Raw genomic sequence first — 23,927 nt, 5'->3', positions numbered from 1 at the left:
CTTCAGAAACCGATCCGGCGCCGGGCGGGATCGGTTTTCAGGCGTACGTCCTCCGGCACGAGCGCCGTGCGGCCGGCGGCGACCGCAAAGCCAAGTCCGTCGAGCAGCGTCTTGCGCATCTCGCGCGGCGAAATCGTCGACAGCTTGTCGAGCACGCTGTCCGGCAAGTCCTCATCCAGGTTCTGCAGCTTCAGTTCCTTCAGCAGGCCGGCGTACACGCGCTTTGCGATTCCCGCCGCCTCGTCCGGCGTCGGCGACGGCACTTCGTAAATCGCCATGCGCGACAGCAAGGCGGGCGGAATGCCCTCGAGGCTGTTGGCGGTCAGGACCCAGAATACCTGGCTCGCATCGAGGTCGACATCGATGAACTCGTCGTGGAAGGCGCGCGAGGTCTCGGGTTCGAGCAACTGGTAGAGTGCGGCCATCGGGTCCGACTGGGTGGACCCGGTTGCCTTTTCCACCTCGTCGAGCAGCACGACCGGATTGGCGAATTTGCCGCGGACCAGGCGTTCCGCGACCTTGCCGCACTTGGCGCCCTTCCAGGTGGAAGAGCTGCCGGTGATGACGAAGCCGGCGGACAGCGCATTCATGCTGATGAATTCGAACTCGGTGCCGAGCACCGCCGCCAGCCGCTTGCCGAAATGGGTCTTGCCGACGCCAGGGTCGCCCAGAAGCAGCACCGGCATCACGTTGAAGCCCGCGCCGCCGGCAATCGCCAGGCCGAGGTAGCGGGTCAGGTCATCCAGCACTTCGCTGAAGTTCGGGCAGTCGTCATACAGGGGCTGCAGCGCCGCGGTGGACGACGGCGTGGTCACGAAGCGCTCCGCTCCTTTTTCGAGCATGTCTTCGTAGAAGGCTTCCAGTTCTGGCGATTTCAGTGCGCGCGCCCTTTCCTGGGCGCTTTCGACTGCTTTCACGCTATAAATAGGATGAGAGCGGGCGAGTGTAATCGTCATGGTGAAAAACTCCTGTATCGCACGGCCTTTCAGCTGGTGAAACGCCGCCGCGCCGGTCTTCCTCCAATATCGGCGCTGCGTGACGCAACGACTAAACCGCGCGGCAATACTGATGCCGGTCAGACTCCAATGATGCAAACTTCGTTCCAGCAGGGGAACGAAGCGCATGAAGTTATTCCAGCGAAATTGACTTCGCCTGTCAATTAACGCGTGTGGACGATTACGCAAGTGTTGCGTGCACGCAGGAGATTGGCAACCGCGGGACAGGATTGCTGCTGCCCGCTGCGACAGGGGAAGCAGTCAGCCGTCGATCGGCAGGATATGCATCAGTTCGACCGCAGCCACGGCGAGGGCCTCGGCAATGTCGATCTCGTTCGTCGGATGCGCAATGGTATTGCAGCTGACGATCTTCTCGACGCCGGCGGCGCGCAAGTCCTCGTACGCACTCCCGGCAAACACCGGATGCACTGAAATGCAGACCGGCTTCGGCAGCCCCGCATCGCGAATGCGGCGCACCGCGGCGATCATCGTCTGTCCGGTCGAGGTGATGTCGTCCACCAGCACCGGCGTGCCGCCCTTCCACGCGGTCGTGTCGGGTGCCGACACTTCCACCTCGCGGTCGCCGCTGCGCTTTTTCTCGAGCACGACATACGGGCAGCGCACCGCCTTGGCCACCTGCGACGCCCATTGCTCGCTTTCGGCGTCCGGGCCGACGATCACCGGGTTCTCGATACGTTCGGCGATCCACTCGGCGATGGCGGGCGCGGCATGCACCACCTTGGTCGGAATGCTGTAGATTTCGTTGAGCTTGTGGTGCCGGTGCAGATGCGGATCGACCGTTGCCAGCCAGTCGCAGAAATCGGACACGAAGGCGGCGAAATGCGCCGAGGTGATGCCCTCGCCTTCCTTGAAGCGCGCGTCCTGCCGCATGTAGGCAAGATACGGCGCGACCAGGCCCACCCGGCGCGCGCCCAGCTCGCGCGCCGTCCTTGCAGCAAGATAGAGCGGCATCATTTTTTCGTCCGGCCGGTCCAGCGTGCAGACGAAGATCACGTCGCGCCCATGCACCGCCGACAGCAGGCGGACATAACTTTCTCCGTCAGGAAAGCGGCGCATCTCCATCTGGCCGACCTCGCAGGAGATGGCGCGGTCCAGATGCAGGGTAAAGGCTTCGTTGCCCGGCATTGCGAAAAGAATCGGAATCATTGTTCTCACTCCATCGTGTGCGTCATTCAGCTTGGTGTCGTCTTCGGCGGCTTCGTTGCGCCTTGTATGGTAACCGCACCGCGCTGTCCCTGCCGCCGCCGCGCTCAACGCCGATGTCAGCGCAATTCGATCTTGTCCTGGTATTCGGGCACGCTGCACTGCCAATCCAGCGCTTCCTCGATCCGTTCGCGCAGCGCCCTGGCCGCTTCCGGCTCGCCGTGGGTGATGAAGGTGTGCTTCGGCGGCGCGCTGAAGCGCGACAGCCAGGAGAGCATTTCATCGGCATCCGCGTGGGCGGAAAAGTTTTCGATCTGCACTACCTGCGCCCGCAGCGGCACGTATTCGCCATGAATCTTGATGTTTTCCGCGCCGGCCAGCATCGCGGCGCCGCGTGTGCCGCCGGCCTGGAAGCCGGCAAACAGGATGGTATTGCGCGGGTCGGAAGCAAACGCCTTCAGATGATGCAGTACGCGCCCCCCGGTCGCCATGCCGCTCGCGGCAATGATAACCATGGGCACGCGCATCAGGTTGAGCGCCTTCGATTCTTCCACGGAATTGACGATCTTCGCCACACTGCACATTGCGCGGCATTGCTCGTCGTCGAGATTATGCTCGCCGCGATGCTTGCGATACAGCGCGGTGACGTCGGCAGCCATCGGACTGTTCAGGTAGACCGGCAGCACCGGAGGGATCTCGCCCGCCTGCTTTAGCCGGTCCATGTAATGCAGCAGCGTCTGCGCGCGCCCCACCGCGAACGACGGCACGATCACGACGCCGCCGCGATTGACGGTCTCCCTGACGGTTTTCGCAAGCAGGATCATCGGGTCGGCGGGGTCATGACGGCGATTGCCGTAGGTCGATTCCACCACCAGGTAGTCGCACCGCTCGATCTGCTCCGGTGGCGCCATGACCGGATCGTTCATCCGTCCGAGGTCACCCGAGAACACGATGCGGGTCTGGCCATCGTCCAGCGTCACGTGCGATGCGCCGAGGATGTGGCCGGAGCGCCCCAGTTCGGCGTGCAGGTCGCCGGCAACGGCAAAGCGCCTGCCGAACTTTACCGGGTGGAAGTACCTGAGCGATGCCTCGGCATCCTCCTGGGTATAGAGCGGCAGCGCCGGATCATGCCTGGAGTACGCATGACGGTTGGCGTGCCCGGCCTCCTCCTCGAGAAGGTGTCCACTATCGGGCAGCAGGATGCGGCACAGATCCCTGGTCGCCTCGCTGCAATAGATCCGCCCCTGGAAGCCGTGCTTCACCAGCAGCGGAATATAACCGCTGTGATCGAGATGCGCATGCGTGAGCAGCACGGCATCGATCGCGGACGCATCCACAGGCAGGCCGGCGCGGTTGCGCAGGCGCAGCTCCTTGTAGCCCTGAAACAAACCACAGTCGACCAGTATCCTCGCACTGTCCGAAGTCACGAGATATTTGGAACCTGTGACCGTGCCGGTCGCCCCCAGAAATTGCACCTGCATATCGCTCCCTTCCAGCCGCGACAGGTGTTTTGAATCGCGGCAATCAATTACGCACACTATCACCAATACCCTTTCGGCAACCATTGACTTGGATCAAACTATCCCGAGCGGGTTTGCTGCTGCCGGCGATACGGAAAGCATCGTTCCGCCCGCGTGTAAGTTCTTCAAAGTCATCCTTTCCGATGCGCACTCGCGTGCATCGGGGGACTGGAACCGGCAGCTGCGCTACCCGCTGCCGGGCATGCATGCTGCGATTGACCGCCGCTACATATGCTTGCATGCATCTTGCTACCACTCCGGGTGTCGGGTTGCGTCATGCACTGCGACACGGGGCGAGCGGAAGGCATGCCATTCATTGACCATCCTCATCATTCGCGCTTTTGGCGACGCCCTATACTTAATTTGAGAGTGTTAATCGAGGGTGACAGAAACGTAAACCCAATTCGGCTGTCCATTCTTGGCAATCGAACTACTTACGGGGAGCACATGCAATGACGACTCATAGCGACGTCAATCGTACCGAACAGCAAGACGATCTGCTGAAAAGCCTGATCGAATTCACGAAGGACCATCGCGCAACCTACTGGTCCGGGACGGTTTCCGAGTTCCTCGAAAGGGTGATGGCGGCTGATCCCAAGGGAGCGGCGCGCACGTCGCACCAATACATGTGGGACATGATCCGCTGGATGGGCGGAGAAGATGCGGACGGCAACTTCCGTTGCAAGCTGTTCGACCAGGAATTGTTCGGCGTCGACGAATCGATCGAGCGCGTCGTCGACTACTTCAAGGCTGCCGCGGCCGGCTCGGAAGTCGGGCGCCGGCTGCTGCTGCTGCTCGGCCCGCCGTCGGGCGGCAAATCCACGCTGGTCATCCTTCTCAAGCGCGGCCTCGAGGAATACAGCCGTACCGAAGCCGGCGCAATGTATGCAATCCAGGGCTGCCCGGTGCACGAGTCGCCGCTGCACCTGATTCCGCATTCGCTGCGTCCGCGCTTCCGCGAGACCTATGGCGTCGACATCATCGGCGAGGTTTGCCCGCACTGCCGCACGCGCCTGGAAAACGACTACAGCGGCGATTTCCTGCGCATGCCTGCGGAACGCATCTTCATTTCCGAAGCCGGTCGCGTCGGCATCGGCACTTACGCGCCGCATGATCCGACGACGGCGGACCTGGCCGACCTGGTCGGCTCGGTCGACCTGTCCAAGGTCGCCGAATACGGCGACGAAGGCGACCCGCGCGCCTGGTCCTGGTCCGGCGCCGTTTATGCGGCCAGCCGTGGCATGCTGGAGATGATCGAGATCCTGAAGGTCAAGCGCGAATTCCTCTACCTGCTGCTCACGCTCACGCAGGAAAAGAACGTGAAGGTGTCGCGCTTCCCGCTGATCTATCTCGACGAAACCATTCTCGCGCACACCAACCTGGCCGAGTTCCGCAAGTTCCTGCAGGAGAGCGAGAACGAAGCCCTTCTCGACCGCATGGTGATCATCCAGGTCCCATATACCTTGAATTACAAGGACGAGGCGCGAATTTACAAGAAACTGATTTCCTCCGCGGCGCCCGCGTTCCGCGAAGTGCACCTCGATCCGCATGTGCTGCATGCGGCGGCGGTGTTCGCGATCTTCACGCGTCTGCATGAATCGGACGACAAGGAAGTGGAACTAAGCAAGAAAGTCCGCCTCTACGCTCATGAAGAGGTGGAGGGCTACGCGCATGCGGAGGCCGAGCGCATGAAGCAGCGCATGCCCGACGAAGGGCTGGCAGGAATCTCGCCGCGCTTTGTCATCAATGCGTTGTCGAATGCGATCATCCAGACCAACGTGAAGAGCCTGACCACGATGGATGTGCTGCTCGCTCTCAAGGATGCGATCGACAACGATGCGCGCATCGATCCGAAGCGCAAGCGCAAGTGGATCGACTACCTCGTTCTTGCACGCAAGGACTTCTACAACCGCTGGGTCAAGGAAGACGTGCACAAGGCGCTGTTCGTCTCCTTCGAGCAGGAGGCGCAGGACCTGCTCGACAAGTACCTGGACGAAGTGGAAGCCATGCTCGACAACCGTCAGATCAAGGATCCGATCACCAACGAGGAACGCAAGCCCGACGAGCGTTTCCTGCGCGCGGTGGAAGAAAAGATCCATATCTCCGATTCCGGCAAGACATCGTTCCGCCAGGAGGTGGTACGCAAGGCGATGGGTGCCTACAAGCGCGGCGAGAAGTTCACGCTGGACAGCCATGCGCAGCTGCACAACGCAGTACAGCAATACTTGTTCGAGCAGCGGCGCGAGGTCTTGCGCCTGGTGAGCTCGACGACGCGGCCGGACGAGGAAGTGCGGCAAAAGATTTCCGTAGTCGAGAAGCGACTGGTCGACGAGTACGGATATGACAGCCACAGCGCACGTGAGGCACTGAATTACGTGACCACGCTGATGGCACAGGAATGAGGCGGCATGCTCTATGACTGATCACCACATCACGATTTCTGCTGAAACACCCTGGTATGAGCTGTTCTCCCGGGGCTCGCGCGACTGGCTGCGGCACAACCAGAAGGTACGCGAGGCGGTGCAGCAGAACCTGCCCAACCTGGTGTCCGGGCCGGATGTCATCACCGGCTCGCAGGACCGCACCGTGCAGGTGCCGGTCCGGCTGCTTGAGCACGCGCGCTTCCGGCTCGCGGACTCTTCGCAGCAGAGCTATTCCAGCGCGGGACAAGGCAAGGGCAAGCCGGGCGACGTGCTGCGCCAGGCCCAGCCCGACATGGGCGGTGACGAGGGAGAAGGCGGCAACAACGATGGCGAGGTGAAACTGCTGCTGGAGTTCAAGGTCGACGACATCATCGACTGGCTGTGGGAAGAGTTGCAGTTGCCCGACCTTCAGCCCAAGCGCAACACGGCGGTGACCGATGACGAGTATGTCCGTGAAGGCTGGGACAAGCACGGCGCCCGCGCCCGCCTCGACCGGCGCCGTACCGTGAAAGAAGCGGTCAAGCGCCGTGCGACGCAGGAACGCTTGACCGAAAATCCGGTGCCATTCACCAACGAGGACTTGCGCTTCAAGCAACTGGTGCAGCGGCGCAAGCCGGCCACCAACGCGGTTGTCATCTTCGCGCTCGACGTGTCGGCCAGCATGACGGATGCAGAGCGCAAGCTCGCGAAGAGCTTCTTTTTCTTCGTGCTGCAGGGGATACGGCGCCGTTACGGCAAGGTGGAAACGCGGTTCATCGCGCACACCACCCAGGCATGGGAGTTTTCCGAAAGCGAATTTTTCAATGTCAGCGGCACCGGTGGCACCGGCGCCTCCACGGCTTTCAAGCTTGCGCTGGAACTGGTCGAAACCGAGTATGACCCGTCGCAATACAACGGTTACCTGTTCTACGCGTCCGACGGCGAGAACTTTACCGAGGACCGCGCGGCGGCCACCGAATACCTGGCCAGGCTGGGCAAGCTGCTCAACTACATCGGCTATGTCGAAACGGTGCCGGGTTCGCCGCGTACGTCCGAAACGGAAATGAAAATGCTGTGCGGCGAAGTCGAACGCGGCGGTGCGCCGATTGGCAGCAGCGTCCTCACGCGGCATGAAGACGTGTGGAAGGCGATCCGCAAGTTCTTCGTGCAACAGCAGGAGGGATAAAGCCCATGTGCAACTCCACCCACACCGCGGAAGCGGTCGAACAGCTGAAGGAATATTCGACGAAGATCGAGAAGCTCGCGCGCGACCTCGGCCTCGACTATTACCCGGTCGACTTCGAGATGGTGCCGAACAACTTCATGATGGAAATCGCCGTCTACGGCCTGCCGGTGCGTATGCACCACTGGTCGTTCGGCGTCCGCTACATCCATCAGCTCATCCGCCAGGGAATGGGCCACTCGCGCATCTTTGAGGTGATGTTTCCGGGCGACCCCTGCCGCGCCTACCTGGTCAACGGCAATACCCTTCCCGAGAACGCGCTGGTCACCGCGCATGTGCTTGGGCACGCGGACTTCGCGAAGAACAATCACCTGTTCGCGCAGTTCATGGAAATGGCGGGCGGCCACATCCTGGAGCAGGCGGCCGACCGCGCGCACCGGATCGAAGCCGCGATCCAGGAACATGGCCAGGAACGCGTGGAAGCAGTGCTCGACGCGGCGCTCGCACTGGAACCGCACATCGACCTCAACCGCGAACTGCACCGGCCGCTGTACCCGGTGAACACGCCGAAGGCCGAACCGGAACCGGTACTCGACGTCTTCCAGAAACGCTTCCGCAGCCTGCCCGGCGAAAAACTGCACGTCGAGGCTCCCGCCCCTGCTTCCAGGCGTGCGCCGATTCCACCGCAGCCGGAATACGACCTGTTGTGGTTCATCGCCCACTACGCGCCGGACATGGAAGACTGGGAGCGCGACATCTTCCTCGCAGTGCGCGAAGAGTCCTACTACTTCTACCCGGTGTTCGCCTGCCAGATCATGAACGAAGGCTGGGCTTCGTACTGGCATGCGCGGCTGCTGCGCGAGGCGGATTTTCTGCCGCAGGATCTCTATCTGTCCGCAATCAAGGCGCATTCGGACGTGGTGCGGCCGTATGCAGCGGAAAGACAGCTTGCGCTGGCGGTCAATCCCTACCACCTCGGCTTCTCGATGTGGGAAGACATCATCGAGAAGCACGGGCTGGCGAATGCGCGCCGCATCATGAAGGAAGAGGACGACTTCGGCTTCATCCGCAATTACCTGACCAAGGATTTGATCGAAAAACTGGAGCTGTTCGTGTACGAGGCCCGCGACGACGGCGACATCCGCATATCGGCGATCGAACCGCATGCAGTGCATGAAGCGATCCTCGCGCCGAAGTTCAATTACGGCGCACCGCGCATCGCCGCCAATCACCTGCACGTCGACGGCAGCCTGCAGCTGGTGCATGACCATCAGAGCGACGGCCGCGGCGTCGACCTCGGACGCGCCGAGCGGGTGCTGGAATACATCGGGCGCGTCTGGCGGCGTCCGGTGACGCTGCATACCGTGGGCGACCGCGGCGAAGCGCGCGTCGTCACCAGCAAACGGCTTTGACCTCCCGGGGCCCGTAGCCGGCGGGCCCCGCCAACACTTCCCCGCCGCCCGCACCGACCGGTGCGCGCGCCTCTTTTCCCCGTCTTGACGCAAGCTTGGACAGAGCCGCCGGCCCGTTCGCTCTTTTTACCGTTGCTTTTGCCTGCTGGCAAAGACAATTCGTCCCATCTGGCCCCTTAACATATATAATGAATCCATGTTATTCTGCCTCAACGCAGATATAATTGAATATCTGTCAATATTTTGATCGAAGCCATGCGCCTGACCGATTACACCGACTATTCCCTGAGAACACTGATGTATCTTGGCATGCATCGTGAGCGCCTGGTTACGATCCAGGACATCGCCGATGCGTACGGCATCTCCAAGAGCCACCTGATGAAGGTCGTGCACCAACTGGGCCTGTCCGGGCTGGTCGAAACGATCCGCGGCCGCAGCGGCGGCTTGCGTCTCGGAAAGGAGCCGGAAGAAATCAATATCGGTGACGTGGTACAGGGCACCGAACCGGATTTCGTGATGGTCGAATGCTTCGACCGGCAGACGAACGAGTGCGTCCTTGCGCCCTCCTGTGAGCTGCACGACGTGCTGCGGCGCGCCACCCACGCGTATCTCAGCGTGCTCCAGGGCGTGACCCTCGCCGACCTGCTGCGCAACAGCCCGAGCTTGCGCCGCATTACGAAGGTACAGGTCTATCCGAAGGAAAAGCTGACTGCCGCATAAGACGCGCGCCGTGTGGCGCGCACCGCCCACTCACACCAGTTCGCAGCGTATCGTCGCCGGCGATTCACCCAGCTTGCGCAGCAAGGCCGCCGGAATCGGCGCATCCACGTCGGTAATCACGTAGCCGATCGGGCCGCGCGTCTGCAGGTGCTGCGCCACGATATTCAAACCCGCTTCCGCAAAGTCCGCGTTCATGCGGGCGATGACCCCCGGCTCGTTCCGGTGCACATGCAGCACGCGGCTGCGGGCCTGCTTTTCCACATGCGCGATCTCGGGGAAATTCACAGCGCTCCGGGTGGTGCCCGCCTTGAGGAAACGGGCCAGCTTGTCCGCCACCTCGCGCCCGATGTTTTCCTGTGCTTCCTCGGTACTGCCGCCGATATGCGGCGTGAGGATCACATTGTCGAGGCCACGCAGCGGCGACTCGAATTCTTCGTTGTTGTGGCGCGGCTCCGCCGGAAACACATCGAGCGCCGCGCCCGCCAGCTTTTTCTCGCGCAACGCCTCGTCAAGGGCGCCGATGTCGACCACCGTGCCGCGCGACGCATTGATCAGGACCGCCGTCGGCTTCATTCGCGCCAGGCGTCCGGCGGTGATCATGTCGCGCGTTCCGCTGCCGCCGGGGACATGCAGCGTTATCACATCCGCCTGCTCCAGCAAGGCTTCCAGCGACGGCACAGGCTGGGCATTCCCGAGCGGCAGCTTGCTTTCGATATCGTAGTAGCACACGCGCATGCCCACGCTCTCGGCCAGGATGCCGACCTGCGCGCCGATATTGCCGTAACCGACGATGCCCAGCACCTTGTTCCGTACTTCATACGCGCCTTGCGCCGACTTGTCCCACTGGCCGCGGTGGGTGCGGGCATTCTTCTCGGGAATGCGGCGCAGGAGCAGGATGGCCTGCGCGATCACCAGCTCCGCGACCGAGCGCGTATTGGAAAACGGGGCATTGAATACGGGGACACCAAGCGATGCCGCCGCTGTCAAATCTACCTGGTTGGTACCGATGCAAAAACACCCGATCGCCTTCAGTCCAGGCAATGCTTTCAGGACTTCCCCCGTGATATGCGTGGCGGAACGGATACCGACGGCGTCGGCCTCTGCCAGTGCCGACTTGAGTTCTTCTGCAGGCAACGCACCGGTAAAGCATATGACGTCGGTAAAACCTTCTGCCGACAGGTGCGCCGCGGCGCTGGAATGAATTTTCTCGAGGAGAACGATTTTTGCCATCTCTGACTCCGATTTAAAGATTCAAATACAATACATCTTTAATCGAATCCGTGCACAAGTTGCAATCGACGGAAAGACACGCCATGCTGACGGACCAGAAAATTGCGGAAAAGGCGAGTACCGAAAAAGTACTTCATCTCCATTGGTGGAGCGACAAGCTGCTTAGTTTCACGACGACGCGTCCGCCCGGCTATTCTTTCGTCGCCGGGCAATATGCGCGACTCGGCGTGCGCGACGCCAGCGGCGTGGTGTGGCGTGCCTATTCGATGATATCAGCACCCGCCCAGGATTTCCTCGAGTTCTACGGCGTGCTTGTGCCGGGCGGTTTGTTCACTACGCAGCTGAAATCGCTGCATGCAGGCGACGGCATCCTGATTGAAAAACAGAGCTACGGCTTCATGACGCCGGATCGCTTTTCCGATGGCGAAGACTTGTGGATGCTGGCAACCGGCACCGGCATCGGCCCCTACATTTCCATGCTGCGCGACCCTTATGTATGGGGCAAATTCCGCAACCTGATCCTGGTGCATTGCGTCCGGCACCGCAATGAATTCGCGTATCACGATGAACTTGCCGGATACGCGCGCACGCCGCCATTCGCGCTCCCCTCGCCGGCACGTTTGAAACTCGTCCGGGCGCTCACCCGCGAAGCCACCGGGGACCCGAATCTGCTGCAGGGACGGATCACATCCCTGCTCGAAAGCGGCGCATTGGAACAGGCGGCGGGACAACCGCTGCATGAGCGGACTTCCCGCATCATGATGTGCGGCAATCCGGAGATGATCGAGGACATGCGGGCGCTGCTGCACCGGCGTGGCTTGCGTCCGGTACGGCGCGCCCTTCCCGGGCATTTTGTGACGGAAAACTACTGGTAGGGCATTACTTCTCGTCCGCTGCCGATTCCCGGTACGGCAGCCAGACCATGAACTCCGAACCCTGCTGCGGCACGCTGCTGACCGTCATCAGGCCGCCGTGCAGGTCGACCAGCTGCTTCACCAGCGCCAGGCCCAGCCCGGTGCCCTCGTATTTGCGCGCCAGGCCGCTGTCGACCTGCACAAAGGGACGGAACAGGCGGCCAAGGTCAGGCTCGCTGATGCCGATGCCGGTATCGGTAACGCAAATGGTGAGGTAACGCTCGACGCGCGGCAAGACGTCGTCGCCGACCTTCCTGCGCCCCGCCAGCTGGTCGCGCGACAACGCGCACATGCGCATCGTGACGCTGCCGCCCGCGGGCGTGAACTTGATTGCGTTCGACAACAGGTTGTAGATGATCTGGCGGGTCTTGCGGCGGTCGACGAAAACCGGCCCGATCGCTTCCATCTCCAGCCGCAGGCGAATCTGCCCGGCGAGCGCCTTGTCCTTGAAGACCGTCAGAGTGCTTTGCAGCAACTCCTGGATATCCGTCAATTCCAGCGCCAGCTCCATCTTGCCGGCCTCGATCTTCGACAGGTCGAGAATGTCGTTGATCAGTGCCAGCAGGTGCTTGCCGCTGTCGTAGATGTCGCCGGCCGCTTCGCTCTGCTGCGGCTCGAGCTCGCCGAGCAACCCCTCGCGCAGCGCTTCCGAAAAGCCGATGATCGCGTTGAGGGGCGTGCGCAGCTCGTGCGACATGTTGGCCAGGAACTCCGACTTCATGCGGTTCGCCTGTTCCAGCTCGGCATTCTTGCTCGCGATTTCCCGGTTGGTTGCTTCGAGCTGCGCGGCGTGATGCGCCAGCCGCACGTTGAGTTCATTGACCTGGCGTTCGCGCGCCTGCAGCTGCTCGTTCACCAGCACTGCCTGCTCATAGGTCGATACCAGCAGATCGAGGATCTGCTGACGCTCTGCATTGACGACATGCTTTTCGCCGTTCATGTACAGCGCGATGCCGCCGGTATCCGCGCCGTGCCGCAGGTTCCGGTTCATCAGCACGTGCTCGATGCGCACCAGCAGGTAATCGTCCGCATAGGGCTTGCGGATGAAGTTGTCGGCGCCGCATTCCAGTCCGCGCACGATGTCCTGCGGATCGATCAGCGCGGTTACCAGGACCACCGGGATGCCGCGCGTCTGAGGATCGGATTTGATCGCATGGCACAGGCCGTAGCCATCCATTTCCGGCATCACGATATCGGACAGCACGAGGTCCGGCCGCTGGCGCCGGATCGCGTCGAGCGCAAGCCTCCCGTTGCCGGCCAGCTGCACCCGGTATCCTTTACCTTCGAGCAGGAAGCGCAGCCGCGCCGCCTGGGTCGGGCTGTCTTCGACCACGAGTATGCTGGTCATGTCATGCTCTTTGCCACTGATGGAATCCACCACCCCTGTCCTTCTTCTTGCTGTTGTTTTTTCTGTATGATCGCGCCGCCGCGCGGACGTCCCTGTCCGGCACGTCATTGAGCCCAAGCCGTCGCGACGCCGCCTTGACCCACATCAAGGATACGCGGCATCAGCTTGCCTGCATTGCGAAGCGCCGGTATGCATCCCGCACGCAACCCAGCAACTGCCCCTCCTCCACGGGCTCGGCAAGCACCCGGTAGATTTCACCGCAGTTCACCGCATCCATCACCAGACCGGCATCGGTGCCGGCGGTCAGCAGAATGCGCACCGTGCGCGGGTACATCATGCGCACGCGATGCAGGAACGAAGTGTCGTCCGCGTCGGCTGTTTCCAGACCGGAGATCACGACAGCAATCGCATCGGCGGCGAGCAGGGACAGGGCCTCGTCGGCACTGCACGCGCGCAGCACCTGCCAGTCCGCACGCGACAATGCCTCTTGCAATGCCAGTACGCGAGGATCAGTACCGACCAGCAGGATCGCGTGGCGTTCCACGGCGGCCGCCTGCCGCGACTGCAGCCGCCGTCCTTGCGCCAGCATGTGCGCGATGTCCTCCGGCGGCACCGCCCGGCTGAACAGGAAACCCTGCATTTCATCGCAAGGCTGCTTGCGCAGGTATTCGAACTGGTCCATCGTCTCCACGCCTTCGGCGATCGTCTGCAGCCCGAGATGATGCGCCAGCGCGAGGATGCTGCGCACCAGCGCTGCGCTGCCCGCGTGCACGTTCATCTCCCGGATGAAGGATTGGTCGATCTTGATGCGGTCCACCGGATAGCGGCGCAGGTAGCTCAGCGAAGAATAGCCGGTGCCGAAATCGTCCAGCGACAGGCTCAAGCCGAGCGCCTTGAGCTCGTGCATTGCAGCGATCGTCTGCTCGACGTTTTCCAGGATCAGGCTCTCGGTCAGCTCCAGTTCAAGCCATGCGGGGTCAAGCTCCGCTTCTTCCAGCGCGCTGCGCACCAGGGCGGGCAAGTCGGCCAGCCGGAACTGCAGCGCCGACAGGTTGACGCCCATGCGCAACGGCGGCAGGCCCTGCTCCTGCCATTGCCTGGCCTGCCGGCAGGCCTGCCGCAGCACCCATGCGCCGACTGCCGGCATCAGGCCGCAGTCTTCCAGCAGCGGCACGAAGCCACCGGGACCGACCAGCCCACGTTGCGGATGCCGCCACTGCAGCAGGGCTTCCACGCCGACCATTGCGCCGGAACGGAGGCTGAGCTGGGGCTGGTAATGCAACGAGAACTCACCCCGCTCAAGCGCCCGGTGCAGCTCGGCCTCGGTACGCGCGCGCAGCTCCAGACCACGGTCGATGTCCCGGCTGTATATGCGGAAACCGCCATCGCCGGCATCGCGGTCCGCCGCCGCGCGCGCCCGTCGCAGCAGATGCGCGATATCGGCTTCGTGCAATGGGTAAACTGCGGCCCCGATGCTGGCCCGCAAAAAAACCTCCTTGTCGCCGAGGCGTACCGGCTCCTCCAGCGCCGACAGCAGCGCATGCGCGTGGCGCCCGAGGGACGCGGGCTCCGCGGCTTCCGGCAGCACGAACGCAAACTCATCCTGCCCGAGCTGCGCGACAAAGCCATCGCCGACGCGGCACGCCTCGAGACGCGCCGCGAGCATGCGCAATACATCATCCATCGCGAGGCGTCCGAACAGGTGCAGCGCGCGGTCGAGCCGGTGCAGGCGGATGTCGAGCAGCGTCACGCCGCGTCCGCGTTTTGCCAGCACCGGCAGCCGTTCGTCCAGCAGCGCGCGGTTGGGCAACCCGGTCTGCGCGTCGTAGAACGCCATGTAGTACAGCTTGGACTCGGCGGCCATGCGTTGCTGCTCGCTCAGCATGTGGCCGAGCGAAAACGCGATGTCGTCGCCGACCTCGCGCAGCATCTGCACCACGTCGTCATCGAAGCAGCCTTCCTGACCGGCATACAGCATGAACACACCCGCCGTCTTGTCGCCCTCCTGCAGCGGCATGGCGGCGATCGCGCGATAGCCCCGCCGCGCCAGTTCGGCGCCGTCCATGTCCTGCGGCAGCGCCGACAGGTCGTTGAACACCGCGAGCTGTCCAGTGCGAAGGACGTGTGCGGCGAGCGCATCATCCCGCGCCGCCGGTTCCGGCGTGCGGTCCGTTTCACCATGGCAGGCGAGCATGCGGACGCACCCGTTGATGTCGTCGACCAGACCGATCCATGCGCAGCGGAACAGTCCGCACTCCACCGCAACGCGGCACGCATCCCGGTACAGCCCATCAGGAGAATCGGCACGGATCGCCGCACGATTAATGCCGCTAAGCATCATCAGGCTGCGGTTGCTGCGCGCCACTCCGGAGGCGGCATTACTCATTGTTCCCCGCAACGCGTTTCAGCAGCGCCGACACATGCTGCGACAGCTGCCAGCGATCGACAGGCTTTATGAGGACCTCGTCGGCGCCGGCGGCAAGTGCGCGCTGGCGCGACGCGGGATCATCGAGCGAGGTCACGATGACCAGCGGGATTGCGCGTGAGGATGGATGGTTCTTCAACGCCCGGGCGACCTCGAAACCGTCCATGCCGGGCATCATCATATCGAGGAGGATCAGGTCCGGACCTTCACGCAATGCGACTGCCACCGCATCCTGTCCGCGCCCGGCTGCCAGAGTACGGTAGCCGTCGGCTTTCATGAATACGTCCAGCAACTTGCGATTCCGCTCCTCGTCGTCAACGATCAGGATGGTCGGGGGATTCGGTGCCTGCATGCGATGCGCCTGGTTATTGGTTTCCTTGGCGGCAAGCTGCGACGGTCCTGCCACGCCTTTTCGGAGGCGCAGCTCCCGTTTCACTCTGGCAGCCTGCTGCGAGCGTGCAGCCTATCTTAGCAAGATAAACAAATCTCTTCAGGACATTCGCTTTTGCAGTCCGGAATTGCACGAAGAAAAATGGAGCGACGCCGAAAAAAAACCCGGGCGCGTGCCCGGGTTTGCGCGAATACGCCCGCTGCGTTAATTGAAGGTCTTGCCTTCCGCTGCCAGTTTGGCGAGCAGCGGCGCCGGCTTCCAGGCCTCGCCGTGGCGTCCCTTCGCATATTTTTCCATCGCCATCACGACGTTCTGCAGGCCGACGGTGTCCGCGTAGAACATCGGGCCGCCGCGGAACAGCGGGAAGCCGTAGCCGGTGAGGTAGACCATGTCGATGTCGGACGCGCGCTGCGCAATGCCTTCTTCCAGGATGTATGCGGCTTCATTTACCAGCGCATACACCAGGCGCTCGACGATCTCCTGGTCGCTGATCTTGCGGCGCTCGATGCCGAGCTCGGCCGAGTGCTTGACGATCATGTCATTGACGACCTGCGACGGATACGGCTTGCGGTCGCCCGGCTTGTAGTCGTACCAGCCGGCGGAAGTCTTCTGGCCGAAGCGTCCCATTTCGCACAGCAGGTCGGCCGTCTTCGAGTAGGTGACTTCCGGCTTCTCGATGTAGCGGCGCTTGCGGATGTACCAGCCGATGTCGTTGCCCGCGAGGTCGCCCATGCGGAACGGCCCCATCGCAAAGCCGAACTTTTCGATTGCCTTGTCCACCTGCTCCGGCAGGCAGCCCTCCTCCAGCAGGAAGCCGGCCTGGCGGCTGTACTGCTCGATCATGCGGTTGCCGATGAAGCCGTCGCATACGCCGGACACGACGCCGGTCTTCTTGATCTTCTTCGCCAGCTGCATCGAGGTCGCCAGCACATCCTTGCCGGTCTTCTCGCCGCGCACGATTTCCAGCAGCTTCATCACATTGGCCGGGCTGAAGAAGTGCAGGCCGATCACGTCCTGCGGCCGCTGGGTGAAGGAAGCGATCTTGTTGACATCGAGGGTCGACGTGTTCGATGCCAGGATCGCGCCCTGCTTCATCACCTCGTCCAGCTTCTTGAACACCTGCTCCTTGACGCCGATGTCTTCGAACACCGCCTCGACCACGATGTCGGCCTGAGCGATGTCGTCATACGACAGCGTGCCGGTGATCAGGCCGACGCGCTGCTCGAACTTCTCCTGCGTCAGCTTGCCCTTCTTCATGGTGTTCTCGTAATTCTTGCGGATTGTCGCCAGTCCCTTGTCCAGCGCCTCCGGCTTCATCTCGAGGATCTTGACCGGGATGCCAGCGTTGGCGAAGTTCATTGCGATGCCGCCGCCCATGGTGCCGGCGCCGATCACCGCAGCGCTCTTGATCGCGCGGGCCGGCGTATCTTCCGGCACATCAGGGATCTTGCTTGCCGCCCGTTCGCCGAAGAACGCATGGCGCAGCGCCTTCGACTCGGTGGTCTGGACCAGTTCCACGAACAGGTCGCGCTCGAACTTGATGCCGTCGTCGAACTTCATCGTGACTGCCGCAGCCACCGCATCGACGCACTTGAGCGGCGCCGGGAACGGGCCGGCCATCGCGCGCACCGTGTTGCGCGAGAACTGCAGGAAGCCTTCGTGGTTCGGATAATCGATCCTGATGTCGCGCACCTTCGGCAACGGCCGCGCGTCGGCCACCTTGCTGGCGAAAGCAATCGCGCCTTCCATCAGGTCGCCCTGGATCAATTCATTGAACAAAGCGGTCTTGGCCAGCTTCTCGGACGGCACCGGGTTGCCGGACACGATCATGTTCAGCGCCAGTTCCAGCCCGACGACACGCGGCAGGCGCTGGGTGCCGCCGGCGCCCGGGAGAATACCCAGCTTCACTTCCGGCAGCGCGATCTGCGCGCCGGGGGACACGACGCGGTAATGGCAGCCGAGCGCCAGCTCGAGGCCGCCGCCCATGCAAACGGTGTGGATCGCCGCGATCACCGGCTTGGTCGAATTCTCGACGACGTTTATGACCGTGTGCAGCGTCGGCTCGGCCAGCGCCTTGGGCGAATTGAATTCCTTGATGTCCGCGCCGCCGGAAAAGGCCTTGCCCGCACCGGTGATCACGATGGCCTTCACCGCATCGTCGTTCTGTGCCTGCTTCATTGCCTCGACGATCGCGGAGCGCGTCGCATGGCCCAGGCCGTTGACCGGAGGATTGTTGAGCGTGATGACGGCAACCGCGCCGTTGACCTTGTATTCGGCAGTCATATCTCTTCCTTGTAAATTAGATGTCAGTGGGAGCCTGATGCGGGCTTTTTTTATTTTGGAACGCCTAACTATACCGCAAAATAGAACGATCGTATTATTTTAAGAGAAAAAAATGCGGCGGCGCCGGAAGACACCGCTGCACTGCATTGAGGCAACCTGCAATTGCGCGTTCATCGTGGAAGGCGCGGCCCTATTCTCCGGCCAGCAGCGCGCTCAGCCGCTGCATCTCGGCCATCATCTCCGCCGGGAACGCTGTGTCGTCCCACGCGCGGTAGTTGCCGGATGCGTAGGCCAGCGCGTTCTTGAAGTAGGCATACGCGTTGAGCCGGTTGCGCACGAAATTGTTTTGCGTGCGCGTGACCTTGCCCGGCGCCCCGACGACGATGGAATTCGGCGGCACGATCGTACCTTCCTTCAGGAAGGTATGGCCGCCGATGATGCTGTTCTCGCCGATCACGCAGCCATCCATGATGGTGGAGTTGATGCCGACCAGGCAGTTGTCGCCGATGGTGCAGCCGTGAATGGTGCAGTGATGGGTGATCGAACAATGGCTGCCGATGATGGTATCGGTGCGGTCGCCGATGTGCAGCATCACGAAGTCCTGGATGTTGGTATACGCACCGATCACGATCTGCTTGTGCTCGGCGCGCGCCACCACGTTGGCCCAGATCGACGCATGCTCCTCCACCGTCACCTTGCCGTACAGGTGGGCGGTTTCATGCACGTACGCTGGATTGCGCAGCACCACATCCGGTCCGAATACCGGCATCACACCTCCAGCCATTCCTTGCGGATACTGGCATTGTGCCGCAGGTCGTCCGGCGTGCCTTCGAACACGATCGAGCCGTGCCCCATCACGTAGACCCGCTGCGAAATCTCCAGCGCGATCGCCAGCTTCTGCTCCACCAGCAGCACCGAGATGCCGCGGTTCTTCAGCTCCTTCAGGTATTCCGCCACCAGGTCCACGATCTTCGGTGCCAGGCCTTCGGTCGGCTCGTCGATCATGATCAGGTCCGGGTCGCCCATCAGCGTACGGCACAGCGTCAGCATCTGCTGCTCGCCGCCGGACAGCACGCCCGCCGCGGTATGCTGCCGCTCACGCAGGCGCGGGAACAACTTGTACATGTCGTCCACGCTCCAGCGCGACTTCTTGCCTTTCTTCTCGCCCAGGATCAGGTTCTGCTCGACGGTGAGCGTCGGGAACACGTCGCGGTTTTCCGGCACGTAGCCGAGGCCCCTGTGCGCGATCTCGAAGGCTTTCAGGCCGGTGATTTCCTCACCCTTGAACTTGATCGAGCCTTCCACGTCGACGTGGCCCATCGTCGCTTTCACCGTGGTCGAGCGCCCCACCCCGTTGCGGCCCAGCAGGCTGACGATCTCCCCCTCGCCGACGTTCAGGTCCACCCCGTGCAGCACATGGCTCTTGCCGTAGTACGCATGCAGGTCCTTGATTTCGAGTATTGCCATTTTCCCCTCTCAACTGGTTATGCTGGCTCCACGGTCCGGCTGGCAGGCCGGACCGCTTCCGCGGGAGCAAGGCATGCCTTGCTAAACCCCCGCTTCAGCCACCGGTGCATGGCCGCCGAGGTAGGCTTCCTGCACTTTCTGGTTGTTGCGGATGTTGGCGGGCTTGTCGCAGGCGATCACCTCGCCATACACCACCACCGCGATCTTGTCGGCCAGGCCGAACACCACGCTCATGTCGTGCTCCACCATCAGTAGCGTCTTGCCGACGGTGACCTTGCGGATCAGCTCGACCGCCGCATCCGACTCGGAACGGCTCATGCCCGCCGTCGGCTCGTCCAGCAGGATCACGTCGGCACCGCCGGCAATGGTGATGCCGATTTCCAGCGCGCGCTGCTCCGCATAGGTAAGCAGCCCCGCCAGCGTGTCCCGGCGGCGGCGCAGGCCGATCTGCTCGAGCACCTGCTCGGCGCGCTCATGCGCATCCTTCAGGCCGTTCAGGCGATGCCAGAAGGAGTACTTGTAGCCGAGCGACCACAGCACCGCGCAGCGCAGGTTTTCATACACCGAAAGCCGGTGGAAGATGTTGGTGATCTGGAAGCTGCGCGACAGACCGCTGCGGTTGATCTCGAAGGGCTTGAGGCCAAGGATGCTCTTGCCGTTCAGCAGGATCTCACCGGACGATACCGGGAAGCGCCCCGAGATCAGGTTGAACAGCGTGGACTTGCCCGCGCCGTTGGGCCCGATGATGGCGAAGCGTTCGCCTTTGGGCACTTGCAGGTTGGCGCCGCGGATGATTTCGGACTTGCCGAAACTCTTGCGCACGTCTTTCAGTTCGAGGGCCAGCGCGCTCATGCCTCTGCCCTCCGGATCAGGTGTTCAATTTCGCTATTCACTTCGCCCCACACTCTCTGGAAAGACTTTTTCGCAAGCCAGAACGCGGCACCGCCAGCGGCGAGGAGCGCTCCGGCAACGAGCCACCCGGTCGGCTTCGCGGTATCGACGATAAAGCCGAACAGTTTCGTTTCGGTGCCGTTCACTGACTCCAGCGTCAGGTGATACATCATTTCGATCAACGCCACCAGCCCGAGCGCCGCCACCGCGCCGGTGATGCACACGGCGACCACTTGCGGCCAGATCTGCTTGTACTTGCCGTACTTGGCCACGCGCAGGTTCATCATGATGATGCTGGCGATGCCGCCCGGCGCATACATCACGATCAGGATGAAGAACACGCCGAGGTAGAGCTGCCAGGCCTTGGTGAAATCGGACAGCATCACGGTCAGGAATACGCCGATGATGGCGCCGATCATCGGGCCGAAGAAGAAGCCGACGCCGCCGATGAAGGTAAACAGCAGCACGCCGCCGGAACGCAGCGCGCTGACGTTTTCCGCAGTGACGATCTCGAAGTTGATCGCCGACAGCCCGCCGGAAATACCGGCGAAGAAACCCGACAGGATCAGGGTCAGATAGCGCGCCCACTGGGTATCGTAGCCGATGAATTCCACCCGCTCCGGATTGTCGCGCACCGCGTTGATGATGCGCCCGAGCGGGGTCTGCGTGAATGCGAACATGCCGATGGTGCTGATGAACAGCCATGCGGCGATCAGGTAATACACCTGGATCTGCGGGCCGAAGGTGACGCCGAGGAATTTCTCACCGTACACGCGATTGGTCGAGATGCCGCCTTCGCCGCCGAAGAAACCCGGGAACATCAGCGAGCAGGCAAACACCAGCTCGACGATGCCCAGCGTGATCATCGCGAACGTCGTGCCCGATTTCTTCGTCGTCACATAGCCGAACAGGATGCCGAAGAACATGCCGGCCAGGCCGCCGACCAGCGGAATCAGCGTGACCGGCATCCAGATCTGGCCGCCGGCGGCCATGTTCATCGCATGGATCGCGAAGAATGCGCCAAGGCCGGAATACACCGCGTGTCCGAAGGACAGCATGCCGCCCTGCCCGAGCAGCATGTTGTAGGACAGGCCGAAGATCATCACGGTGCCGATCTGCGACAGGATCGACAGCGACGCGCCGGAATTGAAGATCATAGGCGCGACGATCAGGATCAGCGCGAACAGGCCCCAGACGATCCAGCGCCCGAGGTTCACCGGCTTGTAGGTGAGGGTGTTTGTCATGGTCATCGTATTCATTGGATCAGCCCTCCCGCGTACCCATCAGACCGCGCGGCCTGAAGATAAGGATCAGCACCAGCAGCAGATACGGCATGATCGGCGCGACCTGCGAAATGGTGAGATTGAGCACCGGATAGCCGAAGGTATCCGGCGTGATCACGGCGCCGAAGCTCGTAAACAGCGTTGCGAAGGAGTGGTCGAGCGCAACCGCGAAGGTTTGCAGCACGCCGATCAGCAGCGACGCCAGCAAGGCGCCCGCCAGCGACCCCATGCCGCCGACCACCACGACCACGAAGATGATGCTTCCGACCGTCGCGGCCATGCCAGGCTCGGTGACGAAGGCGTTGCCGCCGATCACCCCCGCCAGGCCCGCCAGCGCGCAGCCGCCGCCGAACACCAGCATGAACACGCGCGGCACGTTATGGCCGAGCGACTCCACCATGTCGGGATGGGTCAGCGCCGCCTGGATCACGAGCCCGATCCGCGTCTTTGTCAGCACCAGGAAGATCGACACCAGCATCAGCACGGCGATCAGCATCATGAAGCCGCGGTAGATCGGGAACGTCGTCGTGTACAGGGTAAACAGCGGCCCGTCCAGTTCAGCCGGAATCGGATACGGAACCGCCGCGCGGCCCCAGATCAGTTGCACCAGTTCGACCAGCACGTAGGACAGGCCGAAGGTGAACAGCAATTCGGGAATGTGCCCGTACTTGTGCACCGAGCGCAGGCCGTAGCGTTCGACCACGGCGCCGATCACCCCCACCAGGAGCGGTGCGACGACCAGCGCCGGCCAGAAGCCGATCTTGATGCTGATCGCATAGGCAAAGTACGCGCCCAGCATGTAAAAGCTTGCGTGCGCGAAATTGAGCACGCCCATCATGCTGAAAATCAGCGTCAATCCGGAAGAAAGCATGAACAGCAGCAGACCGTAGCTCATGCCGTTCAGCAACGTGATTAAAGTAAACTCCACGAGGCACCCCTATAACTTACCTGTCACTTACGAATTCATGTACGACCGTACTATTTTTCGTCCGCAAAAAAGCAGCGTGCGGCGCCCGCCGACACGCTGCCTGCGTAGAAAAATCAGGACGGACGCTTCATCTGGCAGGAGGTCGGCTGCGCACCCACATGGGCGTCCAGCTTGACGTCGGTTTTCCAGCCAAAGCCGGTATTTTCCTGGTCATACTTCACATCCTTGCCGTTGACCTTGGTCCAGGTGGCGATGTACAACGGCTGCTGCAGCTGGTGGTCGGTCTTGCGCATCTCGACCTCGCCGTTCAGGCTGGGCACCTTCAGCCCCTCCATCGCCAGCGCCACCTTCACCGGGTCGGTCGACTTGGCCTGGGTGATCGCCTTGCCCAGCAATTGCAGGCCGGTATAGGTCTGGAGCACATAGTAGTCGTCGTTGTATTTCTTCTTGAAACCCTCGACGATATCCTTGCCGACGAACTTCTCGTTATTGACATTCCAGATGCCGACGTACTTCACGCGCTCGGCGCCGGCGGCGCCCATCGCGGTCGGCACCCCGGTGGTGGAGGCGTAATACGTATAGAAATTGGCTTCGAGGTTCGCATCGCGCGCCGCCTTGATCAGCAGCGCGAGGTCGGCGCCCCAGTTGCCGGTGATGATGGTATCCGCGCCGGAGGCCTTCATCTTCGCGACATAGGGTGCGAAGTCCTTCACCTGGCCGATCGGGTGCAGGTCGTCGCCGACGATCTGCACGTCGGGACGCTTGCGCTTCAGGTATTCCTTGGCCGCACGCGTGACCTGGTGGCCATGCGCATAGTTCTGGCCAATGATGTAGACCTTCTTGATGTTCTGGTTCTTCTCGATGAACGAGGTCAGCGCCTCCATCTTCTGGTCGGAATTCGCATCCAGACGGAAATGCCAGAAGCTGCACTTGCTGTTGGTCAGGTCCGGGTCGACCGCGGCGTAATTGATGAACACCACTTCCTTGCCCGGATTGCGCTCATTGTGCTTGTTGACGGCGTCGATCAGCGCCAGCGCGGCGCCGGAGCCGTTGCCCTGGATGATATAGCGGTAGCCCTGGTCGATCACGGTCTTGAGGACCGACAGCGACTCCTGCGGGCTTGCCTTGTTGTCGAATCCGACGACCTCGAACTTGTGCTCGCCGGCCCATTTCTCGGCGTTCGCCTTCTCGGCGATGAACTGCCAGCTCTTTAGAATGCCTTGGCCCACGGGAGCGAACGGTCCGGACAGCGGGTCGATGAACGCCATTCTTACCGTCTCCGCATGCGCGGTCATCGGCAACGCGAATGCGGCTGCAAGGGAAAGCGGGATGATCAGGGACTTGAATTGAGTAGCCATTGTCTCTTCCTTA

19 protein-coding genes are annotated in these 23,927 nt (G+C 62.2%); 5 read left to right on the top strand and 14 right to left on the bottom strand.

The window, feature by feature from the left end:
• Positions 1-2: 2 nt before the first annotated feature.
• From VEC01_RS18840 to VEC01_RS18830, 3 genes are all read right to left on the bottom strand, one after another.
• The gene (locus VEC01_RS18840) at positions 3-956 is read right to left on the bottom strand and encodes an AAA family ATPase (RefSeq protein WP_324902448.1); all 954 of its coding nucleotides are present in this window, start codon (positions 954-956) and stop codon (positions 3-5) included.
• Between the two features lie 300 nt (positions 957-1,256).
• Complete coding sequence (locus VEC01_RS18835) at positions 1,257-2,162, bottom strand: ribose-phosphate pyrophosphokinase (protein ID WP_324902447.1); 906 nt, start codon at positions 2,160-2,162, stop codon at positions 1,257-1,259.
• Between the two features lie 116 nt (positions 2,163-2,278).
• On the bottom strand, positions 2,279-3,640 hold the full coding sequence (locus VEC01_RS18830; protein ID WP_324902446.1) for an MBL fold metallo-hydrolase: 1,362 nt from the start codon (positions 3,638-3,640) through the stop codon (positions 2,279-2,281).
• 491 nt (positions 3,641-4,131) lie between these two features.
• Between VEC01_RS18830 and VEC01_RS18825 the strand changes: the two genes are divergently transcribed.
• From VEC01_RS18825 to VEC01_RS18810, 4 genes are all read left to right on the top strand, one after another.
• Entirely contained in the window at positions 4,132-6,081 is a 1,950-nt protein-coding gene (locus VEC01_RS18825; protein ID WP_324902445.1) for a serine protein kinase, read from the top strand.
• Positions 6,082-6,094: 13 nt separating this feature from the next.
• Complete coding sequence (locus tag VEC01_RS18820; protein ID WP_324902444.1) at positions 6,095-7,267, top strand: DUF444 family protein; 1,173 nt, start codon at positions 6,095-6,097, stop codon at positions 7,265-7,267.
• A gap of 5 nt (positions 7,268-7,272) precedes the next feature.
• On the top strand, positions 7,273-8,676 hold the full coding sequence (locus VEC01_RS18815) for a SpoVR family protein (protein ID WP_324902443.1): 1,404 nt from the start codon (positions 7,273-7,275) through the stop codon (positions 8,674-8,676).
• A gap of 255 nt (positions 8,677-8,931) precedes the next feature.
• Positions 8,932-9,396: an Rrf2 family transcriptional regulator gene (locus tag VEC01_RS18810; protein WP_324902442.1), complete on the top strand. Its 465-nt coding sequence runs from the start codon at positions 8,932-8,934 to the stop codon at positions 9,394-9,396.
• A gap of 30 nt (positions 9,397-9,426) precedes the next feature.
• Here the strand turns inward: VEC01_RS18810 and serA are convergent, their stop codons facing one another.
• Positions 9,427-10,626 carry a phosphoglycerate dehydrogenase gene (serA, locus tag VEC01_RS18805; protein ID WP_324902441.1) on the bottom strand — a complete coding sequence of 400 codons (1,200 nt, stop codon included), beginning with the start codon at positions 10,624-10,626 and terminating at the stop codon, positions 9,427-9,429.
• Between the two features lie 83 nt (positions 10,627-10,709).
• Between serA and VEC01_RS18800 the strand changes: the two genes are divergently transcribed.
• Positions 10,710-11,501: a ferredoxin--NADP reductase gene (locus VEC01_RS18800; protein ID WP_324902440.1), complete on the top strand. Its 792-nt coding sequence runs from the start codon at positions 10,710-10,712 to the stop codon at positions 11,499-11,501.
• A 4-nt stretch (positions 11,502-11,505) separates the two neighbouring features.
• Here VEC01_RS18800 and VEC01_RS18795 read toward each other — a convergent pair whose 3' ends face one another.
• From VEC01_RS18795 to VEC01_RS18750, 10 genes are all read right to left on the bottom strand, one after another.
• Positions 11,506-12,888 (bottom strand): hybrid sensor histidine kinase/response regulator, encoded by a 1,383-nt coding sequence (locus tag VEC01_RS18795; RefSeq protein WP_324902439.1) that lies wholly within the window; start codon positions 12,886-12,888, stop codon positions 11,506-11,508.
• A gap of 160 nt (positions 12,889-13,048) precedes the next feature.
• A complete protein-coding gene (locus VEC01_RS18790; protein ID WP_324902438.1) occupies positions 13,049-15,274 on the bottom strand; it encodes an EAL domain-containing protein in 2,226 nt (741 codons plus the stop codon).
• Positions 15,267-15,719: a response regulator gene (locus VEC01_RS18785; RefSeq protein ID WP_324902437.1), complete on the bottom strand. Its 453-nt coding sequence runs from the start codon at positions 15,717-15,719 to the stop codon at positions 15,267-15,269. The genes VEC01_RS18790 and VEC01_RS18785 overlap by 8 nt, the downstream gene beginning before the upstream one ends.
• Positions 15,720-15,908: 189 nt before the next feature.
• Complete coding sequence (locus VEC01_RS18780) at positions 15,909-17,987, bottom strand: 3-hydroxyacyl-CoA dehydrogenase NAD-binding domain-containing protein (RefSeq protein WP_324902436.1); 2,079 nt, start codon at positions 17,985-17,987, stop codon at positions 15,909-15,911.
• A 190-nt stretch (positions 17,988-18,177) separates the two neighbouring features.
• Positions 18,178-18,756 (bottom strand): gamma carbonic anhydrase family protein, encoded by a 579-nt coding sequence (locus VEC01_RS18775; RefSeq protein WP_324902435.1) that lies wholly within the window; start codon positions 18,754-18,756, stop codon positions 18,178-18,180.
• Positions 18,756-19,454 carry an ABC transporter ATP-binding protein gene (locus VEC01_RS18770; RefSeq protein WP_324902434.1) on the bottom strand — a complete coding sequence of 233 codons (699 nt, stop codon included), beginning with the start codon at positions 19,452-19,454 and terminating at the stop codon, positions 18,756-18,758. Before VEC01_RS18770 ends, VEC01_RS18775 begins: the two co-directional genes overlap by 1 nt.
• An 81-nt stretch (positions 19,455-19,535) precedes the next feature.
• The gene (locus tag VEC01_RS18765; RefSeq protein WP_324902433.1) at positions 19,536-20,306 is read right to left on the bottom strand and encodes an ABC transporter ATP-binding protein; all 771 of its coding nucleotides are present in this window, start codon (positions 20,304-20,306) and stop codon (positions 19,536-19,538) included.
• Positions 20,303-21,595, bottom strand: coding sequence for a branched-chain amino acid ABC transporter permease (locus VEC01_RS18760; protein WP_324902432.1), 1,293 nt, complete (start codon positions 21,593-21,595; stop codon positions 20,303-20,305). Before VEC01_RS18760 ends, VEC01_RS18765 begins: the two co-directional genes overlap by 4 nt.
• Positions 21,596-21,608: 13 nt before the next feature.
• Complete coding sequence (locus VEC01_RS18755; RefSeq protein WP_324902452.1) at positions 21,609-22,523, bottom strand: branched-chain amino acid ABC transporter permease; 915 nt, start codon at positions 22,521-22,523, stop codon at positions 21,609-21,611.
• Between the two features lie 146 nt (positions 22,524-22,669).
• A complete protein-coding gene (locus VEC01_RS18750) occupies positions 22,670-23,851 on the bottom strand; it encodes a branched-chain amino acid ABC transporter substrate-binding protein (RefSeq protein WP_324902451.1) in 1,182 nt (393 codons plus the stop codon).
• Positions 23,852-23,927 lie beyond the last annotated feature (76 nt).

Source organism: Noviherbaspirillum sp. (genome assembly GCF_035627455.1).
GTDB lineage: Bacteria > Pseudomonadota > Gammaproteobacteria > Burkholderiales > Burkholderiaceae_D > Noviherbaspirillum.
The sequence above is the reverse complement of the archived record's forward strand: the minus strand, read 5'-3'. Positions and strand labels throughout refer to the sequence as shown.